This window comes from Amycolatopsis ultiminotia, from assembly GCF_039536925.1.
Lineage (GTDB): Bacteria > Actinomycetota > Actinomycetes > Mycobacteriales > Pseudonocardiaceae > Amycolatopsis > Amycolatopsis ultiminotia.
In genome coordinates this window covers 957164-978435 of record NZ_BAAAZN010000001.1, presented here as the reverse complement: position 1 = coordinate 978435, position 21272 = coordinate 957164, and the positions used below count along the sequence as shown (strand labels likewise).

Genomic DNA, 21272 nt, shown 5'->3' with positions numbered 1-21272 from the left:
TCAGGTGGCCAAGCTGGTTCTGCGGACACCTCGTGTTGCCCGCGAGGGCAATGTTGCATGGATCTCGTGCCAAGTCGGCAGCGTTGGTGGGACGCTTGTTTCGGCCGCGAAGTTGGCTGGTGATTCGAGAGGAAAAGGCAGTTTGAACAATCTGCACGAGGGTCGTCGGGGCTCCAGTTCGGCACCGCCGAAAACGGCTCGGGAGTGGCGTGACTATCTGCGAGAATACAGTGAACTGTGTGTGCGCTCGGATGACGAGCCCGGCCACGGTGGCGGCACGGCGGAGCAGCGGGCAGCAGGCTGGTTGGGATGCGAACCCGCCACCGAAGCGGCTGTGGCGGCAGCCGAGCATCGTCTCGCTGTGCGGTTTCCGACCAGCTATCGTGGGTTCTTGCTGGCCAGCAATGGGTGGACCGGCGTCGGCGGGTGGATCGAAGAGCTGTACTCGTGTGCTCGCCTTGCCTGGTTCCGTGACACAGCCGAGGGCGGCATCTCCATCGACGTTGCCGGGGACTTTTTCGGGGAATGGGGTGCGCCCCCGGAGGACGACAGCGCCCGGAATCCGGTGACGATCTTCGAGCGGTCGCTGCTGGTGGCCGGCGGCCAGGATTACTGGTTGCTCGACCCTGCCGAACCCGCCGCAGACGGTGAGTGGATTGCCTGGCGGTACGAGCCGGACCAGGGAGAAGTATCGCAATTCGCGAACTTTGCGGAGCTGTTCCATTTCTGCCGGAACGAAGGCAACACGGTTGCACCGTCGCCTGCCACCGAGTCAGATTGAGCACGTCGCTGCTGACGGTGGTGTGCTGGGACCGATCTGGGGAGCCCACTCCGGCGGCGCGTCGGTTCCGTCGGCGAAGCGGGTCGCACTTCTGACGCTGCTACCGCGAATCAGCAGCTCATCGAGGACGAGTCAGCCGACTGAGGTTTGCAGGAGGACCAGTTCGCTCACGAGCAGCCGCGGACTCCACCGCGGCGGAATCTTGTTTTGCAGTCAGTGACACAGTCGGGTGTCCGCCGGCCAGCACGAGGCGAGCTTCCCGTCGGTGGCGACGGTCCAGGGCCTGAATCTGCCCAATGCGGCAATCTCCTTCTTCGGCCGCCCTTCCGCAATCGGATGTGGTGCTCCATCAGCGGAGTAGCGGAAACTTCGGCACAGCCCGGTACGCCCAAACGCGACCGGGAACCTCAGGCCGGTACGTCCGATGGCTCGGACGAATAGCGCGGAAGATGCTTGCCGAGGGTGTCGGCCAGTTCCTGGGCTCGCCGGACCAGGTCTTCCCGGTAGGTGATGATGTTGTTCCAGTACAGGCACAGAGTGCCGCTGCGGGTGTCGTCGTTGCACACCGGCAGGCCCAGCCAGCTGTGGAAACCTTCGGAGACAACGAGGTCGGCCACAGAGCGCAGGAGCGGATCGGTGGCGGCATCGGCCACGAACACGTGTTGGTTGTGTTTGACGATGTTGGGCAGGATGATCCCCTCGGCCTGGCCTTTGACGCGGATTTCCTCGACGTAGCGAGAGGAGAGCCCCCGCCAGCGCATTGTGGACGGCCACGGAGACAGCGTCGGATCGCCGGGCAAGACATTCCCGGCGGCCACGTGGACTCGGTCGGCGCCCAGCGACGCGGTGGCCACGTCGCAGGCGAGGTCGAGCAGTTCGGACATACTGCCGGCGCTCGACGCCTGCTTGTCGAACTGCTCGAAGTGGTCCGGCCGGGCAGCGGTGCTGCCGGTGATCGTCTCGACGACGTGCGTCGAAAGTGACTCCTCGATTCCAGGTCCCTGCTCGACGTGGCGGACGTAGAACTCGAGAGCGTCGCTGTCGGATTCGAACGACGCCAGTACGACCAGTTCGTAAGCTCCAGTGGTCAGGTGGACCTCATCCACCTGGGGCATCGACGCCATCCGGTCGGCGACGACGAACCGCTGGCCCGACTCGACCCGCACCAGGACGATGAGCCGCGACGGCGGCGCTTTGTGGTCCATGGTGGCCACCACGCGCATACCGTCGCGCTCGATCAACCGGCGGATCCGCTGGCGCACGGTCTTCTCCGACACCCCGACCTTGGCGGCCACCTCGAGGTTGGACATGCGCCCGTTCTCGGCCAGCAATCCGAAGATCTTCTCATCCAGCGCATCAGGCTCGCGCACATCAACCTCCTTGACTCGGACATGGTAGCACTGCTGAATCTGAATATCGACCATCATGGCCGATATTCGGCGCCGACCGGACAGGACCCTTTCCGCCCTCCGGCAACCCGAAGTGCATCCGAGCAGGGGGTCCGGATACGTCGTCGAGGGCATACCCAGCCGACCTGCGCAGGACCTCGGTCATTGACTTTCCGCCCTCGACGAAGTACCTGTGACAGGTCCGACTATAGTACCTACAAGGTCGATATTCGGACTCTGCAGATCTACGGTGCCCGAATCCGGGTGTGCAGTGTTCGGTCGTCGAGGCATCCGGCCCGGCGCCGGCCGATCACTCGTCAGCCAATCCGCGCTGGGCAACGGAGGAACCAGGAGAGGACGCAGCAAGGCATGCGATTTGCTTTCAGGACTGCCCCCCAGGACACCACCTGGGCCGAGCTACTGACCGTCTGGCAGGCGGCCGACGACATCGAGGTCTTCGAATCAGGATGGACCTTCGACCACTTCTATCCCATCTTCTCCGACAGCCGGGGGCCGTGCCTGGAAGGCTGGACTGTCACGACCGCACTGGCCCAGGCGACCAAGCGGCTCCGCTTCGGAACCCTGGTAACCGGCATCCCCTACCGGCATCCCGCCGTCCTCGCCAACATGGCCACCGCCCTCGACATCATTTCCGGAGGCCGGCTCGAGCTGGGGATAGGCGCCGGCTGGAACGAAGAGGAATCGGCCGCCTACGGCATTCCGCTCGGTACGCCCGCGCAGCGCAGCGACCGGTTCGAGGAGGCCTGTGCAGTGCTCACCAGCCTCATGAGCGAGGAGACGACCACCTTTTCCGGCCAGTACTACCAGCTCACCGACGCCCGCAACGAACCCAAAGGCGTCCAGCTCCCGCACCCGCCGATCTGCATCGGAGGCAACGGCGAAAAGCGCACCCTACGCACCGCGGCCCGATTCGCTCAGCACTGGAGCTTCCTCGGCGGGACCCCACAGGAATTCGCCCATAAGCGGGACGTCCTCCACGCCCACTGCAACGACCTGGGCAGAGATCCGAGCGAGATTCTGCTGTCGAGCCCGGTGATGTACGACGGAGACGCGGCAGCCACCGCCGCAGCGGCTGCCGCGCTCGGAGACGAAGGACTGGACCTCGCCATCATCCCCCTGAAGCCACCGCTCAACCCGGCGGTACTCGAACCTCTCGCCGCCGCCCTCTCCGAGCTCGGATAACAGGACACAAGGAAGACCGGAACACATGATCGTCGACGTACACGCCCATTACTTGCCCACTTCGTACCGGCCCTGGTTGGAAACGTTGACCGCGATGCCGGAGAGGCCACCCGCGCCCGCGGCGAGCCCGACACCAGAGGCAGGTCGGATCTTCGCAGCGATGTCCGACGAACCGGGGATGATCGAGCAGCGTATTGCCATGATGGACGATGCCGGAGTGGAACGGCAGATTCTCTCTCCTGGCAGCATGGCACCTTACTCGACCGAATTCCGGTCGGCAGTCGAGGCGGCGCGCGTGCTCAACGACAGCTACCACGAACTGGCCGATTCGCACCCCAATCGATTCGCTTCCCTGGTTTCGCTCCCCTTGCCACATATCGATGCGGCTCTCGAAGAAATGCGGCGCGGGCTGGACGAGTTGGGCATGGTCGGCGTGTACCTCAGCTGTTCGGTGTTCAACCGCTCCACCGCCGAAGAGGAATTCGAACCGCTCTATGCCGAGATGAACGCGCGTGGGACAACCCTCTTCTTTCATCCAAGCCAGAATGGCATCTGTTCACCATTCATCAATGACTACGGCTTCACCGCGGCGGCCGGGGCGTCCCTGGAGGACACCGCTATCGTCCTCCATCTGATCAAGCGAAACATCCCGGCGCGCTATCCGAACATCAAAATTATCATTCCTCATCTGGGTGGCCTCATCCCCATGCAGCTGGCCCGACTCGACGGCCAGGCGCACACGCCGGACCTGCTCAGTCCACCAAGCGCGATGGCTCGCAGCCTCTACTACGACACCGTCGGATGGGGTTCACAAGCCGCTCTCCGGTGTGCCTGCGAAGCCTTCGGCGCCGACCACATCGTGCCGGGGAGCGACTTTTCCGCTCTGCTGACGGTCGAGTCCTACAAGCGGACGTTCGAGTACATCAAGGAATCCCGGTTGTCCGACAGGGAAATCGAGAAGATCCTGCACAGCAATGCGCTGACTCTCTTCGACTTCGACAAGGCACTACCGCGGACCGCTCCCCCTCGGCCTCGAAGCTGACCACCCCGACGGGAGCCGGCACGACCGGCCTTCGTCCACTTCGCCTCCCGCCATGAGTTGGTCAGCAGGAGAGCGACATCAGCACGAAAGACGAAATAGTGGAGGTAACGCATGGATGTGTTTGCGGCGATGGAGTCGGCCATGACCATGCGATGGCTGTCCGACGAGCCGGTACCAGATGAGCTGGTCGAGAAACTGATCTGGGCCGGCACCAGAGCACCAAGCCCGGAGAACTCTCAACTCTGGGACTTCATTGTGGTCAAGTCACCGGAACAACGTGCTCGGCTGCACGAGGCGATCGTTCCCGACGTCTCGTCACTCGACACCGTCCGCGGGAAGCTGGCAGGTGCTGCCGATCCGACGAAGCGCCGCATGGGAGAGGGCGCGTACCACCTGTTGGCGACGCTACGGGACGCTCCGGTTCTCATCTTCGTCTGTGCGTCATCGTTCGTTCCCGGCGACCCGAGAGAGGACCGCTACCAGTTCTCCGCCATTTACGGGGCCACGCAAAACATCCTGGTCGCCGGAAGGGCGCTCGGCTTGGGGGTCGCGCCGACCGGCATACATCATCTCAACACCAGAGGCGTCCGAGCAGTGCTTGACGTGCCGGATCACAAGATCATCGGCATGACCGTGGCGGTGGGATGGCCGACCCGTCCGTTCCGTCCGGTCAAGCGGAAGCCGATCGCGGATATAATGCACTTCGATACCTGGTGAATGTGCAGTTCCTTGAAAAATCGTTCAGTAACTTTCCCTAGGAGGACTGCAATGCGCCGAGTGATCATCGCCGGTGCGGGAATCGTCGGGTTGAGCACCGCACTTTCCTTGCGCCAGGCAGGTTTTGAGGTTGCGGTCCGGGAGAGGGCGCCGCGGATCAGGGAGACCGGCGCCGTTCTCGGGGTGTGGCCGCACACGATCCGGGAACTCGAACGAATCGGGCTCGGCGCGCGGCTGGACGAGATCAAGGCGGAACGGAGTTTCGTACGCTATCGCGATTTCTCCGGTGCCGATTTCACCATGACCAAAATGCCGCCGGCCCGAACGGTGTATCGTCCCCAGCTCAGTGCGTTACTTGCCTCCGCCGTCGGTGAGGACGACCTGCGAACCGGCAAGGAACTCGTCGACTACATCGAAGACCCTGCTGGTGTCACCGTTTACTATGCCGATGGTGACCACGAACGCGCAGATCTGCTCGTCGGTGCCGATGGGCTGAACTCGCGGGTGCGCACGATTCTCGCCCCGGGTACCGAAAGCCACCACCAGGGCGGGCACCATGTGTGGCGGGCGGTCCTGCCTTTCGACCGCGACATCGGCGATGGGGCCCCGGTGCTCGGTCGCAACCGCACCCGGGGGACGCTCATTCGCCTCGCCGACGGTTCTTGTTGCTGGGTGATCGCCCAATTCGGCGCCACCATCAGTACCACCATGACCAGCAAGGAAGAAGCCCTCGCCAGGGTATCGGACCTGCACGACGGGACGTGGCCGTTCGCGCTGCGCGAGGTCGTCCTGGCCACCCCGCAGGACTCGGTCCTGCACAGCCGGGTCGCCGTGGTGCCGGCTATTTCCCGCTGGGCCAGCGACCGGGTCGTGCTCGCCGGAGACGGGGCGCACGCCATGTCCCCGCACATCGGGTCCGGGGCCTCGCTGGGTATCGAGGACGCGCGCGTGCTCGGCGACTACCTCAGCCGTGCCGACATCGCACCGGCATTGACCGCATACCAAGACGACCGGCTCGACCGTTACCGGCAAGTGCGGCAGCACGCGGATGCCATGGCCGCGGCGCCGACACCGCTGTCCTATGTGGAACGATTCTCGGAATACCTGACCTGGCTCCACACCACCTGAACCCACCCGGTTGCGCGGCAATAGCCCACGAACACGGGCATCTGCAGCTGCAATGCCAAATTCACCACGTTGCCGAACCCAGCTTGGCGTTCCGGACGAGCTCCACTTTGATCTGGCTGGCGTCCTGACGGCGGTGGATTTCGAGTCGGCGTGCTCCGGCCGGATGCAGACGAGCGTCGTCGTCGAGCTGTACAGCCGTCGAGGACCTAGGCCACGTTCGCGTCCCTGCTCGAGACGGCTGTACAGCTACCCGGACTGGCGGCGGTACGCCAAGCCCCGACCGTTACGTGATCGGGGCACAACCTCGGACGCCCACGGCGGCGACCGTTCATCGCCGCCGCCGGGCAAGCACGTTCAGCAGCGCGCAGAACACGTCGTACGCGGTGTCCCGGTTCGCCTTCCGACGGTGGAACAAGGCGACGCACATCGCGATTACGAGACAACAGGCGAACAGGCCGATGAGGCAGGCAACAAACACTGCAGTCCAAGACGCAGCGTCACTGCTCTCCAGCAGCAGCCATGAGACAAGAACAGGCATCAACAGCTCCCGAAGTCAGGCGGGGAGCCGTCCGGTCTGGCTCAGGCTCCCCGCAAGGATTGCTTCGGGAGGCCGCCGGCCGAGACGTAGCAGGCGGCAACGAGCAGGCACGGACAGTAACGAGGCCACAGGCCCGGCGCCCCGAGCGGGGCTGCGCAGCTGTGGGTCGTCGACAGGGAGAAGACCCTACCCCAACCCGATGCCGTTTCCGCCAATTCACCGCCACCGCCCACACCAGCTTGCAGAACTGCTCTGGTCCGAACCCCATGAACGGGGAATCCACTCCGACCGCGACGCGCTCGCGGCCGACATCGTGCTTCGCCGCCGAAGCCAACCTCCAGCTCGCGTACACCGCAGTCGGCCCGGCGCCCGACTGCGGCTCGACGCGGCTCCTGGAGGCTCGGCACCGCGCCAGCCACTGAACGTCGGCCTGACCGGCCGAGCGGTGACCGGTACCGAGGACCTCGACGACGAAGCCGCCGCGATCACGAGGATCGTCGCCACGCCCGACGGAGCCGAGGGAGCGAACGCTTTCCGGGAAAGCAGACGCCCTCGTTCTCACCACCGCAGTGTCTCTGACCACGATGGACGCTCACCTGGGCAGCTCGGCGAACGTGTCCAGCTCGTCGATGGCGATCACGATGCGGTTGATCGTTCCTGCCCGGATCAACGTCGTCGCGGCGCGCCGGAGGAACTCTCACAGCTGGTCGACCACTTCGGGCTGAGTCAGGGGTTGTTCGGCGTGTGCGCTGGACCGGGTTACTGTCGGCCCGAGCGAGCGAGGCCGGCTACCAGGAGATGGCGGAGCGAACGCTCAAGGCGCAGGAGGAAACCGAACGCGCGCTGTCGAAGATCGTCGCCCGGTTTTCCGAACTGCAGCAGCGGGTGGACTCCGTCGAACGGATCCTCAAGGAGATCGAGTGAACTGACCGGCCATCGAACATCGGCCTGCCTGGGCCGCCGAGCTGCCACTCGGCGACCCAGGAGTGGAGCAGCACCACTCGCCCTGCTCGACGACGCCGTTCGACCTCGCTGCTGGCCGGTCCGCCCGGGTTCGCGTCGTGCGGCTGGCCGCTCGGACCACGCGCTGACCTTCGTCTTCCATCACGTGGCGTTCGACGCCTGGTCGACCGGCCTGGTGTTCGGCGAGCTCTGTCGAGAGTTCGCCGGCGGCCCGGTCGCGGACCGGTCCCCTCTCGTACTGCAGTACGCCGATTACACCGCCTGGCAACGAAACAGGTCATCAGCGGCCGACTGGACAACCAGCTCGGCCACTGACGAGACCGCCTCGAACCGCTGGACCTGCCCGGCGGGCGGCCATCGCGCTACTCGTTGGCGGCGAAGTCCCCTGGTTCACCGTTCGAGCTCAGGAGCCGGGTGAGGTAGTCGAGGTCTTGCTGGAGCAGCGCGGCTGCCCCGAGTGGAGTGGGCGCGGCCGGGGTGCGGCCGGCCTCCCTGACCACCATCTTCACCGCGTTGTCCGCGATCTGTTCGGCCACCGGCTCGGCAGGGTGCCCCGGAGACGGATGGAACCACCAGGCCACCCAGTTGCACATGCCGATGATCGACAGCGCGGTGACGCGTGCGTCCACGGGGCGGAAGAGACCGGCGGTGACTCCCTCCTCGATGAGTTCGGTGATCTCGCGGAGAACGGCCCGCCGGCTCTTGAGGTGCTTCTTCGCGATCTCCGGCGGGAGCGCCTGATCGCTGCGGTCGAGCGTACGGAACTGCTCCGGCCGTTCGGCACGGCGCAGGACCAGGGTGTGCACGAGCATGCGCAGCTTCTCGGCCGGTTCGAGATCGGTGCGCTGCCGAACCTCCCGCAACGAGTTTGCCGCGCTCCGGGCGGTCGCCTCGACCATCGCGACGAGCAGCTCGTCCTTGCTCTTGACGTAGTTGTAGAGGTTGGGGCGGCTCAGCCCGACCGCGTCCGCAACGTCCTGAAGGGTGGTCCCGTCGTAGCCACGTTCGGCGAACAGCCGCATTGCCTGGTCGACGATCTCGCTCATCAGCAGCTTGCGCCGGGGCGTGGTGCCCCGGCGGGGCTCCGCGCGCCCACCGGATCGCCCCCGTGGCCCGGAGCCCTCCGCGGTCACCACATCCACCCCTCGCTCTCAGCCCTGTCCGGTTGCCGACCATCCTAGCCGCGGGCCGCGGGCATCCGTGCCGCACACTCGGACGCGAAGGCCAGCTGCCGCAGGTGCAGCGCACGAGAGAGCCGATGGTGGTCGAGGTTGTGCCCAGCGCCCGCCTGGAGCCGGGCGTCCACCCACGGGGCGGCGTTGAAGTACCCGGCGAACGCCGCCACGCGGCTCTCCTCGACGACCCACAGGCCGTCGTACTCGGCGAGCGTGTACTGAACCGGAACGATCACCGCGGCGGCCAGCTGCGCCACCTGTTCCGGCCACCCCCCGACGATCTCGAGCATCTCCTCCAACGGGACGGCCTCCACCGATACCTTCGCCGACTCCACCGTGCCGGCATCGACGGTTCCTTCCGGGCCGTAGAGCAGAGCGCGTCGCTGTTCGGCCGGCAGTTCCACCGGCCCACCCGCCGGCAGGGTGCGCCACGCGTCGACGATGTGCGCGGGAGACCGGTCGCCCACGCCGTGAATCGAGATACCCAGCAACGGCCAGTGCGGATGCCGCGCGGCGACGTGCACCGCGATGGCCGAGCCGATGGAGTGGCCGAGCAGGACCACGCCCGGACGCCCTTCGCCGTGTTCCGCCCACAGGGCACCGATCGCGTCGTCGAGAGCTTCGGCGTGGTCACCGAAGCTCGTCGCACCACCGGGAAGCGGGGCGCTTCCACCGTAGCCGGGGCGATCCACCGAGAACACCGGGAACCCGGTCGCCGCGCCCAGGTCGAGCAGCGAGTGGCCGGGCACGTCGAAGTACCTGCGGTTGTAGCCGCCGCCGTGCAGGGCCACGACCAGCGGGGCGCCTGCCGCGCTGCCGCCCGCCCGGCTTCCGGCGACCTTCCGCCCGCTGACTGGGAGATCGACGTCCGTCGTCATATCTCCTCGCTCCTTCGATTGAGGGTCCTAACAGGAATGTCCTTATTCTGACGAGTAAGTACTACTCCGTCAACTCCGCGCTCTCGTTGATACTGATGCGTCAGTATATTGACGAGTGAGACAGACGAGGCTTAGGCTCGGTCCCACGGAGTTCATCGCGAGAGGAGTACGGAAATGTCATCCCCGCAACGAGATCGGCCGGCGCACACGGTGCGCGGCGTCGACCATGCAGCGTTCCCCACGTTCGATCCGCAAGCCACCATCACCTTCTACCGGGACGTCCTCGGCTTCCCTGTCGTCCACGCGACCTGCGCGCTCGGGTGGGGGCCCGGTGAACATCCGGACTTCATCCACTTCTTCTTCGACATCGGCAACGGCGACCGGCTGGCGTTCTTCTACTACTTCGGGGTGGAGCCCTACCGCGATGCCGACCTCCCGGATCTGCTGCACCGCGCGCGGCACCTCGCCATCCACGTGGACGGTGCGGAGAACCTCCTGGAGTACCGGCGCCGGCTGGATGCCAGCGACTGGCCGTGCGAGCTGCAGGTGCGGCACGAAACCGTCGAGTCGATCTACGTCACCGATCCCAACGGGTATCTGATGGAGATCACCCGCCCGCTGCGCGCGATCACCGCCGAAGACGACATCGACGCGAACCTGAGCGTCGACGCACTCATGGACGTGGCCGGCGAGCCCGAGCCGTCCCTGGAGAAGTTCTATGCGCGGAAGGCGAAACTGATCGCCGAGCGCTACGAGGGTGAGCCGGAACTGGTGACCTTCGCATGACCACGCTGTTCGTCCTCGACGTCGACGACTTCCGCCCGCTGGCCGAAGTCGCAGCCAAGGACCCGGACGTGACGGTCCGGCGGCGTGGTCCCTATCTCGAAGTCTCCGCGCCCGGCGCAATCCGCATCGAGCGCAATGCCACCGGGTGCCGCAACGCCATCTGGTACAGCTCGGTCGCCGCGGTCCAGGACGGCCGGGTCAGTCACTGGGACAAGTCGGAGCTGGTGGTCGTGCCCACCGGAACAGGCGAGTGAGCGCGCTGGCGGTGGACCGGCTCGGTGCGGGCCGGGACGTCCACACCGAGCCGGCGCCTCCCGGCGTCACGGTGAGCACGCACCAGCTCACCACCTTCGACGGCGCCAAGGTCGAGGGCGTGCTGCACACCCTCGGCGACGCGACGACGGTGGTCACCCTGATGCATCCACGTCAATCGGTGACGCACCACCCGATGATCCCGCTACTGCTGCGCAGCGGTGTCTCGGTCTGGACCCAGGGCACTCGCTCGCCGAACAACGACATTGCTCTGGTCCACGAGCAGGCACTGCTGGACGCGGCGGCCGGACACGTGTTCCTCCGCGACGCCGGGTTCGAGGCCGTGCTGACGTTCGGCCACTCCGGCGGCGGAACGCTCTCGGCGTTCTACATCGAGCAAGCGTCGCTCGAGCCTGAACTGCGGTTGGACGTGACACCGGCCGGCCGGCCGATCGCGCTGGCGGGCGCGCGGATGCCGGTGCCGGACGGTGCGATCTTCCTCGCGCCGCATCCGGGACAGGGGAAAGTGCTGCTGAACTGCATCGACCCCGCCGTCACCGACGAATCGGACCCGATGTCGGTGGATCCCGCGCTCGACCTGTATTCGCCGGGCAACGGGTTCGCGACGCCACCGGCGCCGAGCCGCTATCGCATGGACTTCCTCCGCGCCTACCGCGCGGCGCAGCGGGATCGGATCGCCCGGATCGACGCCCGTGCCACCGAGCTCGCCGCCGAGACGTCGCAGGCCCGCACGCGCTTCGCGCACACCGGGGACCGTGACGATCGGCGCGCCTGCCTGGTGCCGCGGCTCATCACCACCTACCGCACCGACGCCGACCCCGCCTCCGTCGACCCGTCGATCGATCCGAACGACCGGCACTACGGCTCGTTGTTCGGCGGGCGCCCCGACCTGATCAACTACGGTCTGGTGGGTTTCGGCCGGATCACCACTCCCGACGCGTGGTTGTCGACCTGGTCGGCGAACCACTCCAACGCGGACTTCGCGCGATGCGCGCCCGGTGTCCGGCTGCCGACCCTCTACCTGGAGTTCAGCGGCGACCAAGCCGCGTTACCGGGCGTCAGCGCCCGAATGTTCGCGGCGCTGGCCACCGGAGACAAGATCCGCCAGGTCGTCAGGGGACAGCACTTCGGGCAACCGGTTGCCGACGGCGAGCCCACGGGATACGCCGCCGCTGCCGTCCACGTCGAACGCTGGCTGGCCGACCGGTTCGCCACCGCAGCACCACCGAGAACGAGGTGAAGGAAGTGGGCTCCATCGGAGTCGTCTACGACAGCGGCTACGGCCACACCGCCGCCCAAGCCAGGGCGGTGGGAGAAGGTGCCGCCTCGGTGCCGGGTGTCGACGTCGCACTGTACTTCGGCGAGGAAGTTGCCACCGACCCCCGGCAGCTCGACCACTGCGACGCACTGATCTTCGGCACCCCGACCTACATGGGCAGCGGCTCGGCGGTCTTCAAGACGTTCATGGAAAGCAGCGCGAAGATCTGGACCGACCAGGGCTGGAAGGGCAAGCTCGCAGCGGGTTTCACCAACTCCAGCGGGCATTCCGGGGACAAGCTCAACACCCTCACCCAGCTCTGGCTCTTCGCCATGCAGCACGGAATGGTCTGGATCGGGCTCGGCCTGCTCGACGGCAACGGCCGCAGCACAGGCTCGGACCACGAGCTGAACCGGCTCGGCGCCTACGCCGGTGCCATGGCGCAGTCCAATTCGGATCAGGGGCTGGAAGGCATGCCGGACAGCGATTTACGAACGGCGTCGGCCTTGGGACAGCGCGTCGCACAGCACGTCGCGCACTGGCAGGGAGGTGGACAGTGACGTCCGGAAAGCCCGGGAAGATCCTCGTCGTGGGCGGCGGCCCGGCCGGGCTGTTCTTCTCGATCCTCGCCCGGAGGGCGCTCCCCTCCGCCGCGATCCATGTCAGGGAGCGGAACCCGCACGGGGTGACCTACGGCTGGGGCGTGGCGTTCACCGAGAGCGCGGCCGACGCACTCCGGCCGGCCGCGCCGGACGTGGTCGACGCGCTCACCACCAACACTCGGCACGATCGGATGGTCATCAGCCTGGACGGGGCCGGCGTGCCGGTCCGGGTGGGAGGCAGCCACCTCAACGCCCGCTGGGCACTGCTGGCAACCCTGGAGAAGTTCGCGCTCGAGGCCGGGGTCACCATCGAACACGACTGCGACACCGCGGTGACCGAAAACGACCTGACCGACTGGGATCTCGTCATCGGTGCCGACGGCGTCAACAGCCTCACCCGTGAACACTTCGCCGAGCACTTCCGGCCCAGTGTCGAACTCGGGAGCAACTGGCTGGCCTGGTACGGCACCCCGAAGCCGTACCCGCCCTCGATCATCCTCCAAAACAGCGACCACGGGATCCTGATGGCCCATGCCTCGCGGTTCTCGGCGGAGATGAGCAACTTCACCGTCGAGGTGGGCCAGGAGACGTTCGATCGGCTCGGCTTCGCCGACCTGACCGAAGACGAGTCCCGCGAGCTGTGCGAGCGTCTTTTCGCCGGTTCACTGGACGGTGCACCGCTGCGCAGCGACCATTCTCCCTGGTTCCAGACGAAGTTCGTCCGGTGCGCGCGCTGGACCCACCGCAACCTCGTGCTGATCGGGGACGCGCTGCACACCGTCCACCCGTCGATCGGGTCCGGCACCCGGCTCGCGATGCGGGACGCGGTCTATCTCACCGAGGCGCTGGTCTGCGCGGGGTGGGACGTCAAAGTCGGCCTCGAGGAGTTCGAGCGGGTGCGCAAGCCCGTCGCGGACGCCTTCCAGACCGCCGCGAAACGCAGTATCGCCTGGTACGAGGGTCTTCCGTCGCGCACCATCAGCCATCCCACGAAGTTCGCGCTCGAGTACCTGATGCGCACGGGCCGAGTCTCCTACCGGGACTTCCGGCGGGAAAACCGTGAAGTGGTCCTCGGTTACGAACGGGACCTTCGTTGACCACACCGGGCGCCGCAAAGGAGAGACACGCAATGACGTTTGCTCCCGACACCCCCGAGAAGCTCGTCCGCTATCCGGCCGCGGAGGAGGCTCGCTATGTCCGCGAAGGGCTCTGGGAATCGTCCACCATTGCCGAGCATCTGCACACCATCGCCCGGAAGCACGGCGACCGGGATGCCGTGGTCTGCGGCGAAGCCCGGCTGACCTTCGCGGAGCTGGACCGCATCACCGACCGGCGCGCGGCCGGCCTGCACCGGCTCGGGCTCGAGCCGGGCGGAGCTGTCCTGCTGCAGGTGCACAACACCGCCAACACCGTCATCGCGTGGTACGCCCTGCTCAAGGCCGGTCTGGTTCCGGTGTGCACGCTGCCGCTGCACCGCGGGCACGAGATCGGCGAGATCGCGCGGCAGACCCGCCCGGTGGCACACCTGGTCGCCGCCCGCGATCCTCGCTTCGATCTCGTCGGGTTCGCCTTCCAGCAGGCCGAGGCAGCCGGGGTGGAGCGCACGGTCCTGGTCTCCGACGGGCCGGCAGACGACCCCCGGGCTGTCGAGCTGGACCGCCTGGGCAACGACATCGACGCCGCCGAGGCCCGCGCGATCGTCGAGGGCATCCAGGCCGGTCTCGGCCGGCAGTCGCTCGCGGTGTTCCAGCTTTCGGGCGGCACCACGGGAGTGCCGAAGGTCATCCCGTGCCTGCAAGCACCCTACTGGCACTACGGAGCGAGCCTCGCCCGTGCCATGGGCTGGGCGCCCGGGGACCGGATCGCCTTCATGATGCCGATCGTGCACAATGCGGGCGTCATCATCGGCCTGCAGGGCCCGCACAGCGTGGGGGCGACCCTCGTGCTGGGAGTTCCCGACGCCGCGGCCGCACTCGACCTCGTCGTCGGCAACGCGGCCACCGACGTGTTACTCGGTCCGTTCGCCTTCGACCTGGCGCTGGATCCGGGGATGGCGGCCGCCACCGCACTGCGAAGGGTCCTGTTCAGCGGGAAGAAGGTGCCCGGCAAGCACATGGAGACGCTGGCGGCGCGAGGGATCTGGGCCGGGCAGATCTTCGGCATGAGCGAAGGCCTGTGCCTGACCACCCCGCTCGACTTCCCGCCCGAGGCCCGTGCGGCGAGCGTCGGCGTGCCGATCTCTCCCGCGGACGAGATCCGGCTGTACGAGCCGGGAACCGAGGTGGAGGTGGCACCCGGCGAGGTCGGGGAGCTCTGTGCACGCGGGCCGTACACCCTGCACGGCTACTACGACGCCGCCGAGCACAATCGGCGCGCCTTCACGGCCGACGGGTTGTACCGGAGCGGCGATCTGATGGCGGAACGCACGATCGGCGGCGCCCGGTGCTACACCGTCGAAGGCCGGATCAAGAACATGATCAGCCGCGGTGGCGAGAAGATCAACACCGAGGAAGTCGAACTCCTCCTCGGATCCCACGAAGCGGTGGCCGAGGCGGCCCTGGTGGCGATGCCCGACCCGCGTCTGGGTGAGCGGGCGTGCGCCTTCGTGGTGACCCGCAACGGCCGGCAGCTCGACCTCGCCGGGGTCCGTGCGCACTTCGAACGCCTCGAAGTCGCGAAGTACAAGTGGCCGGAGCGGGTCGTCGTGCTGCCCGAGATGCCGCGGGTCAGCCAGGTCGGCAAGGTCGACCGCCGCCGTCTGCGACAGATCGCGGAAACGCTCGGTGCCGAGACACCCTGAGCACTTGCCCGCGCGAACGGAGGATCGTGATGGGGACTCCGGTACCGCTGCACCGGTACCCAAGGTTGCGGACAGCCGACGTCGACGAGGCCCAGTCCGCGGCCGGGCGGGTGATGTCGTCGCACCGGCTTCGCGTAGCCCGGCCGCGGGAATTCGGTGTCCGGCTGCACGCGGTCGGCATCGGCTCGTCCACGCTGCTGTACGCCGTGTACCACGGCGAGGCGGAGGTAACCGCACTCGCGCCGATGGACTACTGCACTCTCCAGCTGATTCTGGCCGGGGCAGTGGACGTGGTCACGGACTTCGGCCGGCGCCGAGCCGGAGCCGGGCAGGCGTGCGTCATCTCGCCCGGCGAGCGGCTGCGGCTGCGTTTCGCGCCAGGAACCGTTCAGGTTGCCGCAAAGCTGCCCCGTGACGTGGTCGATCGGGGGTACTCCAGACTCGGTGCCGAGCCCGCCGGCCCGGTCAAGTTCGAGCTCGCGGTCGCCGACGGCTCACCGTGGCCCGCGCTGCTGAGGCTGGCCGTGGACACAGTGGACCGCTTCGACACCGGCATTCTGCCACCGGGCACAGGTCTCGAGCTGGAGCGGGTGCTCGTCTCGGCTCTCCTGCTCGGCCAACCCCACGACCCCGCATGGGTACGGTTCCGCGGCGGTGGTGCCCGCGGATACCGCGCGGCGGGCGTCGCCGCGGAGGCTCTCCAGGCAGACCCCGCGACATCGGCGACACCCGGGCAGCTGGCTCGCGCGGCCGGGGTCAGTTTGCGCACCTTGCAGGAAGGGTTCCGCTCGCGGTTCGGCACGACGGTGACCGCCTACCACCGCGAGCGACGGCTGGAGCGCGCGCACCGGATGCTGTCCGCCGCAGGGGAAAGCCGCGCCATCGCCGAAATCGCGGTGGAGTGCGGGTTCGGTCACCTCGGCCGGTTCGCGCGCGACTACCGGCTGCGCTACGGGATCACGCCGTCGACCACGCTGCACGCCTCGCGCATGACGGACACCGCCGCGCCGACCGGATAGACCGCAGTGCCGCCGGAAAGCAGACTTGGTGCAGCGTCAGCGCAGACGAAGGAGCGATATGAGCCAAGCAATTCCCGCACTCGACCACCTCGACGGTGCACTGTCCACAACGGACGTCCGGCAAGCTCACACGGAAATGCGCGAAGCCTGCCCGGTGGTGCACAGCGACCGCCACGGCGGATTCGACTTCCTGACCCGGTACGACGACATCCGCGGGGCACTGACCGACACCGCTTCGTTCTCCTCGGCCGATGGTGTGCACATCCCAGCCGACTCGTCGCGGCCGCCGGTACCGGCCTTGGAGTTCGACGAGCCCGAGCACGCCGAGTGGCGCAAGGTCCTCGACGGCCCGCTGACCCCACGCGCCGTACGCGCGTTCGAACCGGTCATCGCCGAGGTCGCCGACCTCCTGATCGACGACTTCGCGACCGCCGGCGAGGCGGACCTGGCCGACCGGCTGACGGAACCGCTGCCGGCCATCGTGATCGGCCGGATGATCGGGCTCGGCCAACCGGAAGCGGTGCGCGCCCGCGGTCTCGCGGCGGCGTTGTTCGCCGCCACGGGTTCCGGGGACTTCCCGGCGCGGTTCGAGGAGTTCTCCGAGCACACCCGACGCTGGCTGGCCGACCGCCGGGAGAATCCCCGTGCCGACATGCTCACCGAGATGGCGAGCGGTGTCGTACGAGGCAAGAAGATCGACGCGGCCGGCGCGACCGGGCTGCTGCTGGCCTATCTCGTCGGCGGGCACCACTCGACGGGCTCGGCCCTCGGCGGGCTCATCCGGCACGTGCTGACGGTGCCCGGTCTGCGCGACGAACTCCTCAGCGACCGAAGCATGCTGCCACGGGTGATCGAGGAGAGCCTGCGGCTGACCACACCGCTGCAGTTGTTCGCGCGCACGCTCCGATGTCCGGTCCGGGTCGGTGACGAGGAACTGGCCGGTGGCAGCCGGGTGCTGCTCGATCTCGCAGCCGCCAACCGGGATCCGCGGGAGTTCGCAGCCGCAGAGGCGTTCGATCGCCACCGGACCCGTAACCGGCACCTCAGCTTCGGCGCAGGACCACACGTCTGCCAGGGACAGCACCTCGCCCGTGCGGAACTCCGGATCACCGTCGGCCGCCTCCTGGACCGGCTGCCGGACCTGCGCCTGTCCGGGGAACCGGTCGAGAGCGGCCTGGTCGGCGGCTCCCTGATGACCCACTTCGCGCTGCCCGTGGCCTTCACGCCGGAGAAGGCTGCATGACCGGATCGGCACCGCTCCACCTCACGGTCGGACGGCGGACGGCGATCGCGCAGGACGTGGTCGAGTTCGAGCTGCATCCGCGTCACGGCGGTGATCTCCCGGAATGGCAGCCCGGCGCGCACATCGACATCGTGATCGGAGCCGGATCGGTCCGCCAGTACTCACTGTGCGGTGACCCCGGAGACCGCACGAGCTACCGGATCGCCGTCCTTCGCCGGTCCGACGGCCGGGGCGGATCCGCGTGGCTGCACGAGCAACTCCACGAGGGCGCGCGGGTCGTGGTCCACGGTCCTCGCAACCACTTCCCGCTGGAACCCGCGCCGCACTACGTGTTCCTCGCGGGCGGGATCGGGATCACCCCGCTGCTGCCCATGATACGCAAGGTTTCCGGTGAAGGCGCTGACTGGTCGCTGCACTACGGCGGCCGCACCCTGGCTTCCATGGCCTACGCCGGCGAACTGCGGGCCATCGACGCGAGCAGGGTGCGCGTGTTGCCGTTCGACGAGTGCGGACTGATCGACCTCGCCGCCGCACTCGACGAGGCGGCGCCGGAGGCCCGCGTCTACTGCTGCGGCCCCGAGCCACTGATCGCCGCCGCCGAGGCGGCGTGCGACCGTCGCGGATTAGCACTGCGTACCGAACGGTTTTCGCCGAAACAAATCGGCTCCGCCCAAGGGGACGCTCCGTTCACCGTCCGGATCGCTTCGACCGGGGCCGAGCTGACGGTGCCCCCCGATCGATCCATTGTGGACGTCCTGATCGAGGCAGGGGTGGATATGCTCACCTCCTGCGAGGAAGGCACCTGCGGCACGTGCGAGACGGCGGTCCTGGACGGCCGTCCGGACCATCGCGACTCGGTGCTGACCGAGGAGGAACAGGCGGCGGGCGACCGCGTCCTGCCATGCGTCTCGCGGTCACTCACTCCCCGGCTCGTGCTCGACCTGTGACCCGGCCGGGGATCGGGCCGGGCGCAAGCGCATGCTCGTGTTGTCCCCTGCCCGTGATGGGCGCCGCCTGACCGGACGGTGCGCCCGCTGTCTCTTGCTGTGGTCCGGTCGGCATGTGGTCTGCGGTGGTCGGCCCGCGTGTTCCGGGATCCGATGCGGACGGCACGGCAGCACTCCACGCCCGGTCCGCCTGATCCGTCCGGTGCCGATGGACGGTGTCGCCGGTCAGTCGTCCGGAGCTGCCTGATGGAGTCGGCCCCGCTGCGGAAGGACACTGGAGACACCGCAGACGACAGGGAGGTCACCCCCCATGGCGAAGGTGTTGCTCGTTCTCTACCCGGACCCGGTCGACGGATATCCGCCCGCCTACGCGCGCGACTCGATCCCCACCATCGAGAGCTATCCCAACGGCCAGACGCTGCCGACGCCGGAGTCCGTGGCATTCACCCCGGGCGAGTTGCTCGGTTCGGTCTCCGGTGAGCTCGGGCTGCGGAAGTTCCTGGAGGATGCCGGCCACACCCTCGTCGTCACCAGCGACAAGGAGGGCACCGACTCGACGTTCGAGCGGGAGCTCGTGGACGCGGATGTGGTGATTTCGCAACCGTTCTGGCCCGCCTATCTGACACCCGAACGGCTGTCGAAGGCGAAGCACCTCAAGCTCGCCATCACCGCGGGGATCGGCAGCGACCACGTGGACCTCGCGACGGCGATCGAGCAGGGCGTCACAGTCGCCGAGGTCACCTACAGCAACAGCATCGGCGTCGCCGAGCACACCGTGATGCAGGTTCTCGCGCTCGTGCGCGATTACCTCCCGCAGTACCAGATCGTGGTCGACGGCGGCTGGAACATCGCCGACGCGGCGAAGCGCTCGTACGACCTGGAGGGCATGGACGTGGGCGTCTTCGCCGCAGGGCGGATCGGGCGCGCCGTCATCGAACGCCTCGCCCCGTTCGATGTCCAGCTGCACTACACCGACCGCCACCGGCTGCCCGCGGACGTCGAGCAGACCTACGGTCTGACCTTCCACGACGATGTTCGCTCGCTCGTGCGGGAAGTCGACGTCCTCACGGTGCACGCGCCGCTGACCGACGACACCCGGGGACTGCTCGACGACGAGCTGCTGGGCACTATGCGCCGCGGCTCCTACATCGTCAACCCGGCACGGGGCGCGATCGCCGACCGTGACGCGATCGTGCGGGCGTTGGAAAGCGGGCAGCTCGCCGGATACGCGGGCGACGTGTGGTATCCGCAGCCGGCACCCGCGGACCATCCCTGGCGCTTCATGCCGCATCACGGCATGACCCCGCACACCTCCGGCACTTCCCTGCCTTCGCAGGCCCGGTACGCGGCAGGCACGCGGGAAATCCTCGAGTCGTTCTTCGCCGGACGGCCGATCCGGCCGGAGTACCTCATCGTCGAGAACGGCGCGTACGCCGGTACCGGTGCGCACTCCTACGCTACAAAGGACTGAACGCCCCGGGGTGAGCGCACACGACGACCCCGGAGCGGGCCGTGCCGAACTGTGAAGGGGTCCGTGTGCTGCTCACCCAACTCGAGTACTTCGTCGCGGTCGCCCAGGAGCAGCACTTCGGCCGCGCCGCGGCAGCATGCTACGTCTCGCCTTCCGCCCTGTCCGAGGCGATCCGCAAGCTGGAGACCGAACTCGGCGTGCCGCTGGTACGCCGGGGACGGGTCTTCCAGGGCCTCACCCCCGAAGGGGAACTGGCACTGACCTGGGCCCGGCGGATGCTCGCCGACGAACGGGCCCTGCAGGACGGGCTCGCTGCCGCGCAGAAGCGGCTTGCCGCGGAAGTGCGTTTCGGCGTCATCCCCTCGGCGCTCGCCCAGGCCGCGGCGTTGCTCACCACCGTGACCCAGCGGAACCCCCTCACGCACGTACGAATGTTCACCAACCTGACCACCGAGCAGATCGTCCGCCGGCTGCAACGGTACGAACTCGACGCCGGGCTCATCCACCCGTCGGTCGACGACGACGATCTCCTCGTCACGCCGCTGTACGACGAGCCCCTCGTCCTGGTCGGCGCACCGGAGATCATCCCGGTCGACCGGGATGATCTCCCCGGCCGCGAGGTGACCGGACTGCCGCTGGCCCTCCTCGAACCCCACATGCGAGCCCGCCAGCTGCTCGACACGGCGTTCCGGAGACTCGAGATCACCCTCGCCCCCCAGATCGAAAGCGACTCCGTCGACGGCCTGCTCGCACTCGCCCGCACCGGCGGATGGGCCGCCGTCGTCCCCCGATCCGCCACCGGCCCCGGCTGGGACCCGCACGGCCTGCAGGTCGCCCAGCTCGTCGAACCGACCGTGACCATCTCGATCGCGCTGGCCCAGCTCGCCGAAGAGCCCAGATCCGCACTCGCGGCGGCCTTCGACAACGCCGTGTCCGGCAACCACAGACCGCCGGGTCACCCCGGCGCGGTCTGAGAGGGTGTTTTGAGACGTGGTCGAGGTGTCTGTGGGTTGCGGTTGTGGATCTTCGTGGGTGTGTTGCCCTGGTGATGAGGTGAGCT

Annotated in this window: 21 protein-coding genes; 17 read left to right on the top strand and 4 right to left on the bottom strand. The window is 67.7% G+C overall.

Annotated elements, in window-relative coordinates; all coding sequences use genetic code 11:
• Nucleotides 1–4: 4 nt before the first annotated feature.
• A complete protein-coding gene (locus ABD793_RS04515) occupies nt 5–781 on the top strand; it encodes an SMI1/KNR4 family protein (protein WP_344855578.1) in 777 nt (258 codons plus the stop codon).
• A 407-nt stretch (nt 782–1188) separates the two neighbouring features.
• Here ABD793_RS04515 and ABD793_RS04510 read toward each other — a convergent pair whose 3' ends face one another.
• Nucleotides 1189–2304, bottom strand: coding sequence for an AsnC family transcriptional regulator (locus tag ABD793_RS04510; RefSeq protein ID WP_344855576.1), 1116 nt, complete (start codon nt 2302–2304; stop codon nt 1189–1191).
• A 234-nt stretch (nt 2305–2538) separates the two neighbouring features.
• Here ABD793_RS04510 and ABD793_RS04505 point away from each other — a divergent pair, with 234 nt between their 5' ends.
• The 4 genes from ABD793_RS04505 (at nt 2539) to ABD793_RS04490 (ending at nt 6259) form a co-directional block, all read left to right on the top strand.
• On the top strand, nt 2539–3372 hold the full coding sequence (locus tag ABD793_RS04505; protein WP_344855574.1) for an LLM class F420-dependent oxidoreductase: 834 nt from the start codon (nt 2539–2541) through the stop codon (nt 3370–3372).
• Between the two features lie 25 nt (nt 3373–3397).
• Nucleotides 3398–4414, top strand: coding sequence for an amidohydrolase family protein (locus tag ABD793_RS04500; protein WP_344855572.1), 1017 nt, complete (start codon nt 3398–3400; stop codon nt 4412–4414).
• Between the two features lie 111 nt (nt 4415–4525).
• Nucleotides 4526–5131, top strand: a complete 606-nt coding sequence (locus ABD793_RS04495) for a nitroreductase family protein (RefSeq protein ID WP_344855570.1) — start codon at nt 4526–4528, stop codon at nt 5129–5131.
• A 51-nt stretch (nt 5132–5182) separates the two neighbouring features.
• Nucleotides 5183–6259: an FAD-dependent oxidoreductase gene (locus tag ABD793_RS04490; RefSeq protein ID WP_344855567.1), complete on the top strand. Its 1077-nt coding sequence runs from the start codon at nt 5183–5185 to the stop codon at nt 6257–6259.
• Between the two features lie 328 nt (nt 6260–6587).
• On the opposite strand, the gene ABD793_RS04485 is transcribed toward ABD793_RS04490, so the two are convergent.
• Nucleotides 6588–6797, bottom strand: coding sequence for a hypothetical protein (locus ABD793_RS04485; protein WP_344855563.1), 210 nt, complete (start codon nt 6795–6797; stop codon nt 6588–6590).
• A gap of 798 nt (nt 6798–7595) precedes the next feature.
• Here ABD793_RS04485 and ABD793_RS04480 point away from each other — a divergent pair.
• A complete protein-coding gene (locus ABD793_RS04480) occupies nt 7596–7721 on the top strand; it encodes a hypothetical protein (RefSeq protein WP_344855560.1) in 126 nt (41 codons plus the stop codon).
• 401 nt (nt 7722–8122) lie between these two features.
• Here ABD793_RS04480 and ABD793_RS04475 read toward each other — a convergent pair whose 3' ends face one another.
• Together ABD793_RS04475 and ABD793_RS04470 are read right to left on the bottom strand one after the other, a co-directional pair.
• Nucleotides 8123–8806, bottom strand: a complete 684-nt coding sequence (locus tag ABD793_RS04475; protein WP_344855556.1) for a TetR/AcrR family transcriptional regulator — start codon at nt 8804–8806, stop codon at nt 8123–8125.
• 131 nt (nt 8807–8937) lie between these two features.
• Nucleotides 8938–9813, bottom strand: coding sequence for an alpha/beta hydrolase (locus ABD793_RS04470; RefSeq protein WP_344855553.1), 876 nt, complete (start codon nt 9811–9813; stop codon nt 8938–8940).
• A 174-nt stretch (nt 9814–9987) separates the two neighbouring features.
• Between ABD793_RS04470 and ABD793_RS04465 the strand changes: the two genes are divergently transcribed.
• The 11 genes from ABD793_RS04465 to ABD793_RS04415 all read left to right on the top strand — a co-directional run bounded on the left by ABD793_RS04465 (nt 9988) and on the right by ABD793_RS04415 (nt 21186).
• Entirely contained in the window at nt 9988–10599 is a 612-nt protein-coding gene (locus tag ABD793_RS04465; protein ID WP_344855551.1) for a VOC family protein, read from the top strand.
• Nucleotides 10596–10853, top strand: a complete 258-nt coding sequence (locus tag ABD793_RS04460) for a hypothetical protein (protein ID WP_344855549.1) — start codon at nt 10596–10598, stop codon at nt 10851–10853. Before ABD793_RS04465 ends, ABD793_RS04460 begins: the two co-directional genes overlap by 4 nt.
• Nucleotides 10850–12112, top strand: a complete 1263-nt coding sequence (locus tag ABD793_RS04455; RefSeq protein ID WP_344855547.1) for an alpha/beta hydrolase — start codon at nt 10850–10852, stop codon at nt 12110–12112. Before ABD793_RS04460 ends, ABD793_RS04455 begins: the two co-directional genes overlap by 4 nt.
• Nucleotides 12113–12117: 5 nt before the next feature.
• Nucleotides 12118–12690 carry a flavodoxin family protein gene (locus tag ABD793_RS04450; RefSeq protein WP_344855545.1) on the top strand — a complete coding sequence of 191 codons (573 nt, stop codon included), beginning with the start codon at nt 12118–12120 and terminating at the stop codon, nt 12688–12690.
• Complete coding sequence (locus ABD793_RS04445) at nt 12687–13829, top strand: FAD-dependent monooxygenase (RefSeq protein WP_344855542.1); 1143 nt, start codon at nt 12687–12689, stop codon at nt 13827–13829. The genes ABD793_RS04450 and ABD793_RS04445 overlap by 4 nt, the downstream gene beginning before the upstream one ends.
• Before the next feature lie 32 nt (nt 13830–13861).
• Nucleotides 13862–15532 carry an AMP-binding protein gene (locus ABD793_RS04440; protein ID WP_344855540.1) on the top strand — a complete coding sequence of 557 codons (1671 nt, stop codon included), beginning with the start codon at nt 13862–13864 and terminating at the stop codon, nt 15530–15532.
• Nucleotides 15533–15561: 29 nt separating this feature from the next.
• Nucleotides 15562–16551 (top strand): AraC family transcriptional regulator, encoded by a 990-nt coding sequence (locus ABD793_RS04435; protein ID WP_344855538.1) that lies wholly within the window; start codon nt 15562–15564, stop codon nt 16549–16551.
• 58 nt (nt 16552–16609) lie between these two features.
• Nucleotides 16610–17794, top strand: a complete 1185-nt coding sequence (locus tag ABD793_RS04430) for a cytochrome P450 (protein WP_344855535.1) — start codon at nt 16610–16612, stop codon at nt 17792–17794.
• A complete protein-coding gene (locus ABD793_RS04425) occupies nt 17791–18741 on the top strand; it encodes a PDR/VanB family oxidoreductase (RefSeq protein WP_344855533.1) in 951 nt (316 codons plus the stop codon). Before ABD793_RS04430 ends, ABD793_RS04425 begins: the two co-directional genes overlap by 4 nt.
• A 310-nt stretch (nt 18742–19051) precedes the next feature.
• Complete coding sequence (locus ABD793_RS04420; RefSeq protein ID WP_344855531.1) at nt 19052–20212, top strand: NAD-dependent formate dehydrogenase; 1161 nt, start codon at nt 19052–19054, stop codon at nt 20210–20212.
• Between the two features lie 65 nt (nt 20213–20277).
• On the top strand, nt 20278–21186 hold the full coding sequence (locus ABD793_RS04415) for a LysR family transcriptional regulator (RefSeq protein ID WP_344855529.1): 909 nt from the start codon (nt 20278–20280) through the stop codon (nt 21184–21186).
• Nucleotides 21187–21272 lie beyond the last annotated feature (86 nt).

What these genes read in the sequence shown, in the direction of transcription:
- ABD793_RS04510 (WP_344855576.1), bottom strand. Translation starts at nt 2,304, where the DNA reads ATGCCCTCGACGACGTATCCGGACCCCCTGCTCGGATGCACTTCGGGT.
- ABD793_RS04505 (WP_344855574.1), top strand. Translation starts at nt 2,539, where the DNA reads ATGCGATTTGCTTTCAGGACTGCCCCCCAGGACACCACCTGGGCCGAG.
- ABD793_RS04500 (WP_344855572.1), top strand. Translation starts at nt 3,398, where the DNA reads ATGATCGTCGACGTACACGCCCATTACTTGCCCACTTCGTACCGGCCC.
- ABD793_RS04495 (WP_344855570.1), top strand. Translation starts at nt 4,526, where the DNA reads ATGGATGTGTTTGCGGCGATGGAGTCGGCCATGACCATGCGATGGCTG.
- ABD793_RS04490 (WP_344855567.1), top strand. Translation starts at nt 5,183, where the DNA reads ATGCGCCGAGTGATCATCGCCGGTGCGGGAATCGTCGGGTTGAGCACC.
- ABD793_RS04485 (WP_344855563.1), bottom strand. Translation starts at nt 6,797, where the DNA reads ATGCCTGTTCTTGTCTCATGGCTGCTGCTGGAGAGCAGTGACGCTGCG.
- ABD793_RS04480 (WP_344855560.1), top strand. Translation starts at nt 7,596, where the DNA reads ATGGCGGAGCGAACGCTCAAGGCGCAGGAGGAAACCGAACGCGCGCTG.
- ABD793_RS04475 (WP_344855556.1), bottom strand. Translation starts at nt 8,806, where the DNA reads ATGAGCGAGATCGTCGACCAGGCAATGCGGCTGTTCGCCGAACGTGGC.
- ABD793_RS04470 (WP_344855553.1), bottom strand. Translation starts at nt 9,813, where the DNA reads ATGACGACGGACGTCGATCTCCCAGTCAGCGGGCGGAAGGTCGCCGGA.
- ABD793_RS04465 (WP_344855551.1), top strand. Translation starts at nt 9,988, where the DNA reads ATGTCATCCCCGCAACGAGATCGGCCGGCGCACACGGTGCGCGGCGTC.
- ABD793_RS04460 (WP_344855549.1), top strand. Translation starts at nt 10,596, where the DNA reads ATGACCACGCTGTTCGTCCTCGACGTCGACGACTTCCGCCCGCTGGCC.
- ABD793_RS04440 (WP_344855540.1), top strand. Translation starts at nt 13,862, where the DNA reads ATGACGTTTGCTCCCGACACCCCCGAGAAGCTCGTCCGCTATCCGGCC.
- ABD793_RS04435 (WP_344855538.1), top strand. Translation starts at nt 15,562, where the DNA reads ATGGGGACTCCGGTACCGCTGCACCGGTACCCAAGGTTGCGGACAGCC.
- ABD793_RS04430 (WP_344855535.1), top strand. Translation starts at nt 16,610, where the DNA reads ATGAGCCAAGCAATTCCCGCACTCGACCACCTCGACGGTGCACTGTCC.
- ABD793_RS04425 (WP_344855533.1), top strand. Translation starts at nt 17,791, where the DNA reads ATGACCGGATCGGCACCGCTCCACCTCACGGTCGGACGGCGGACGGCG.
- ABD793_RS04420 (WP_344855531.1), top strand. Translation starts at nt 19,052, where the DNA reads ATGGCGAAGGTGTTGCTCGTTCTCTACCCGGACCCGGTCGACGGATAT.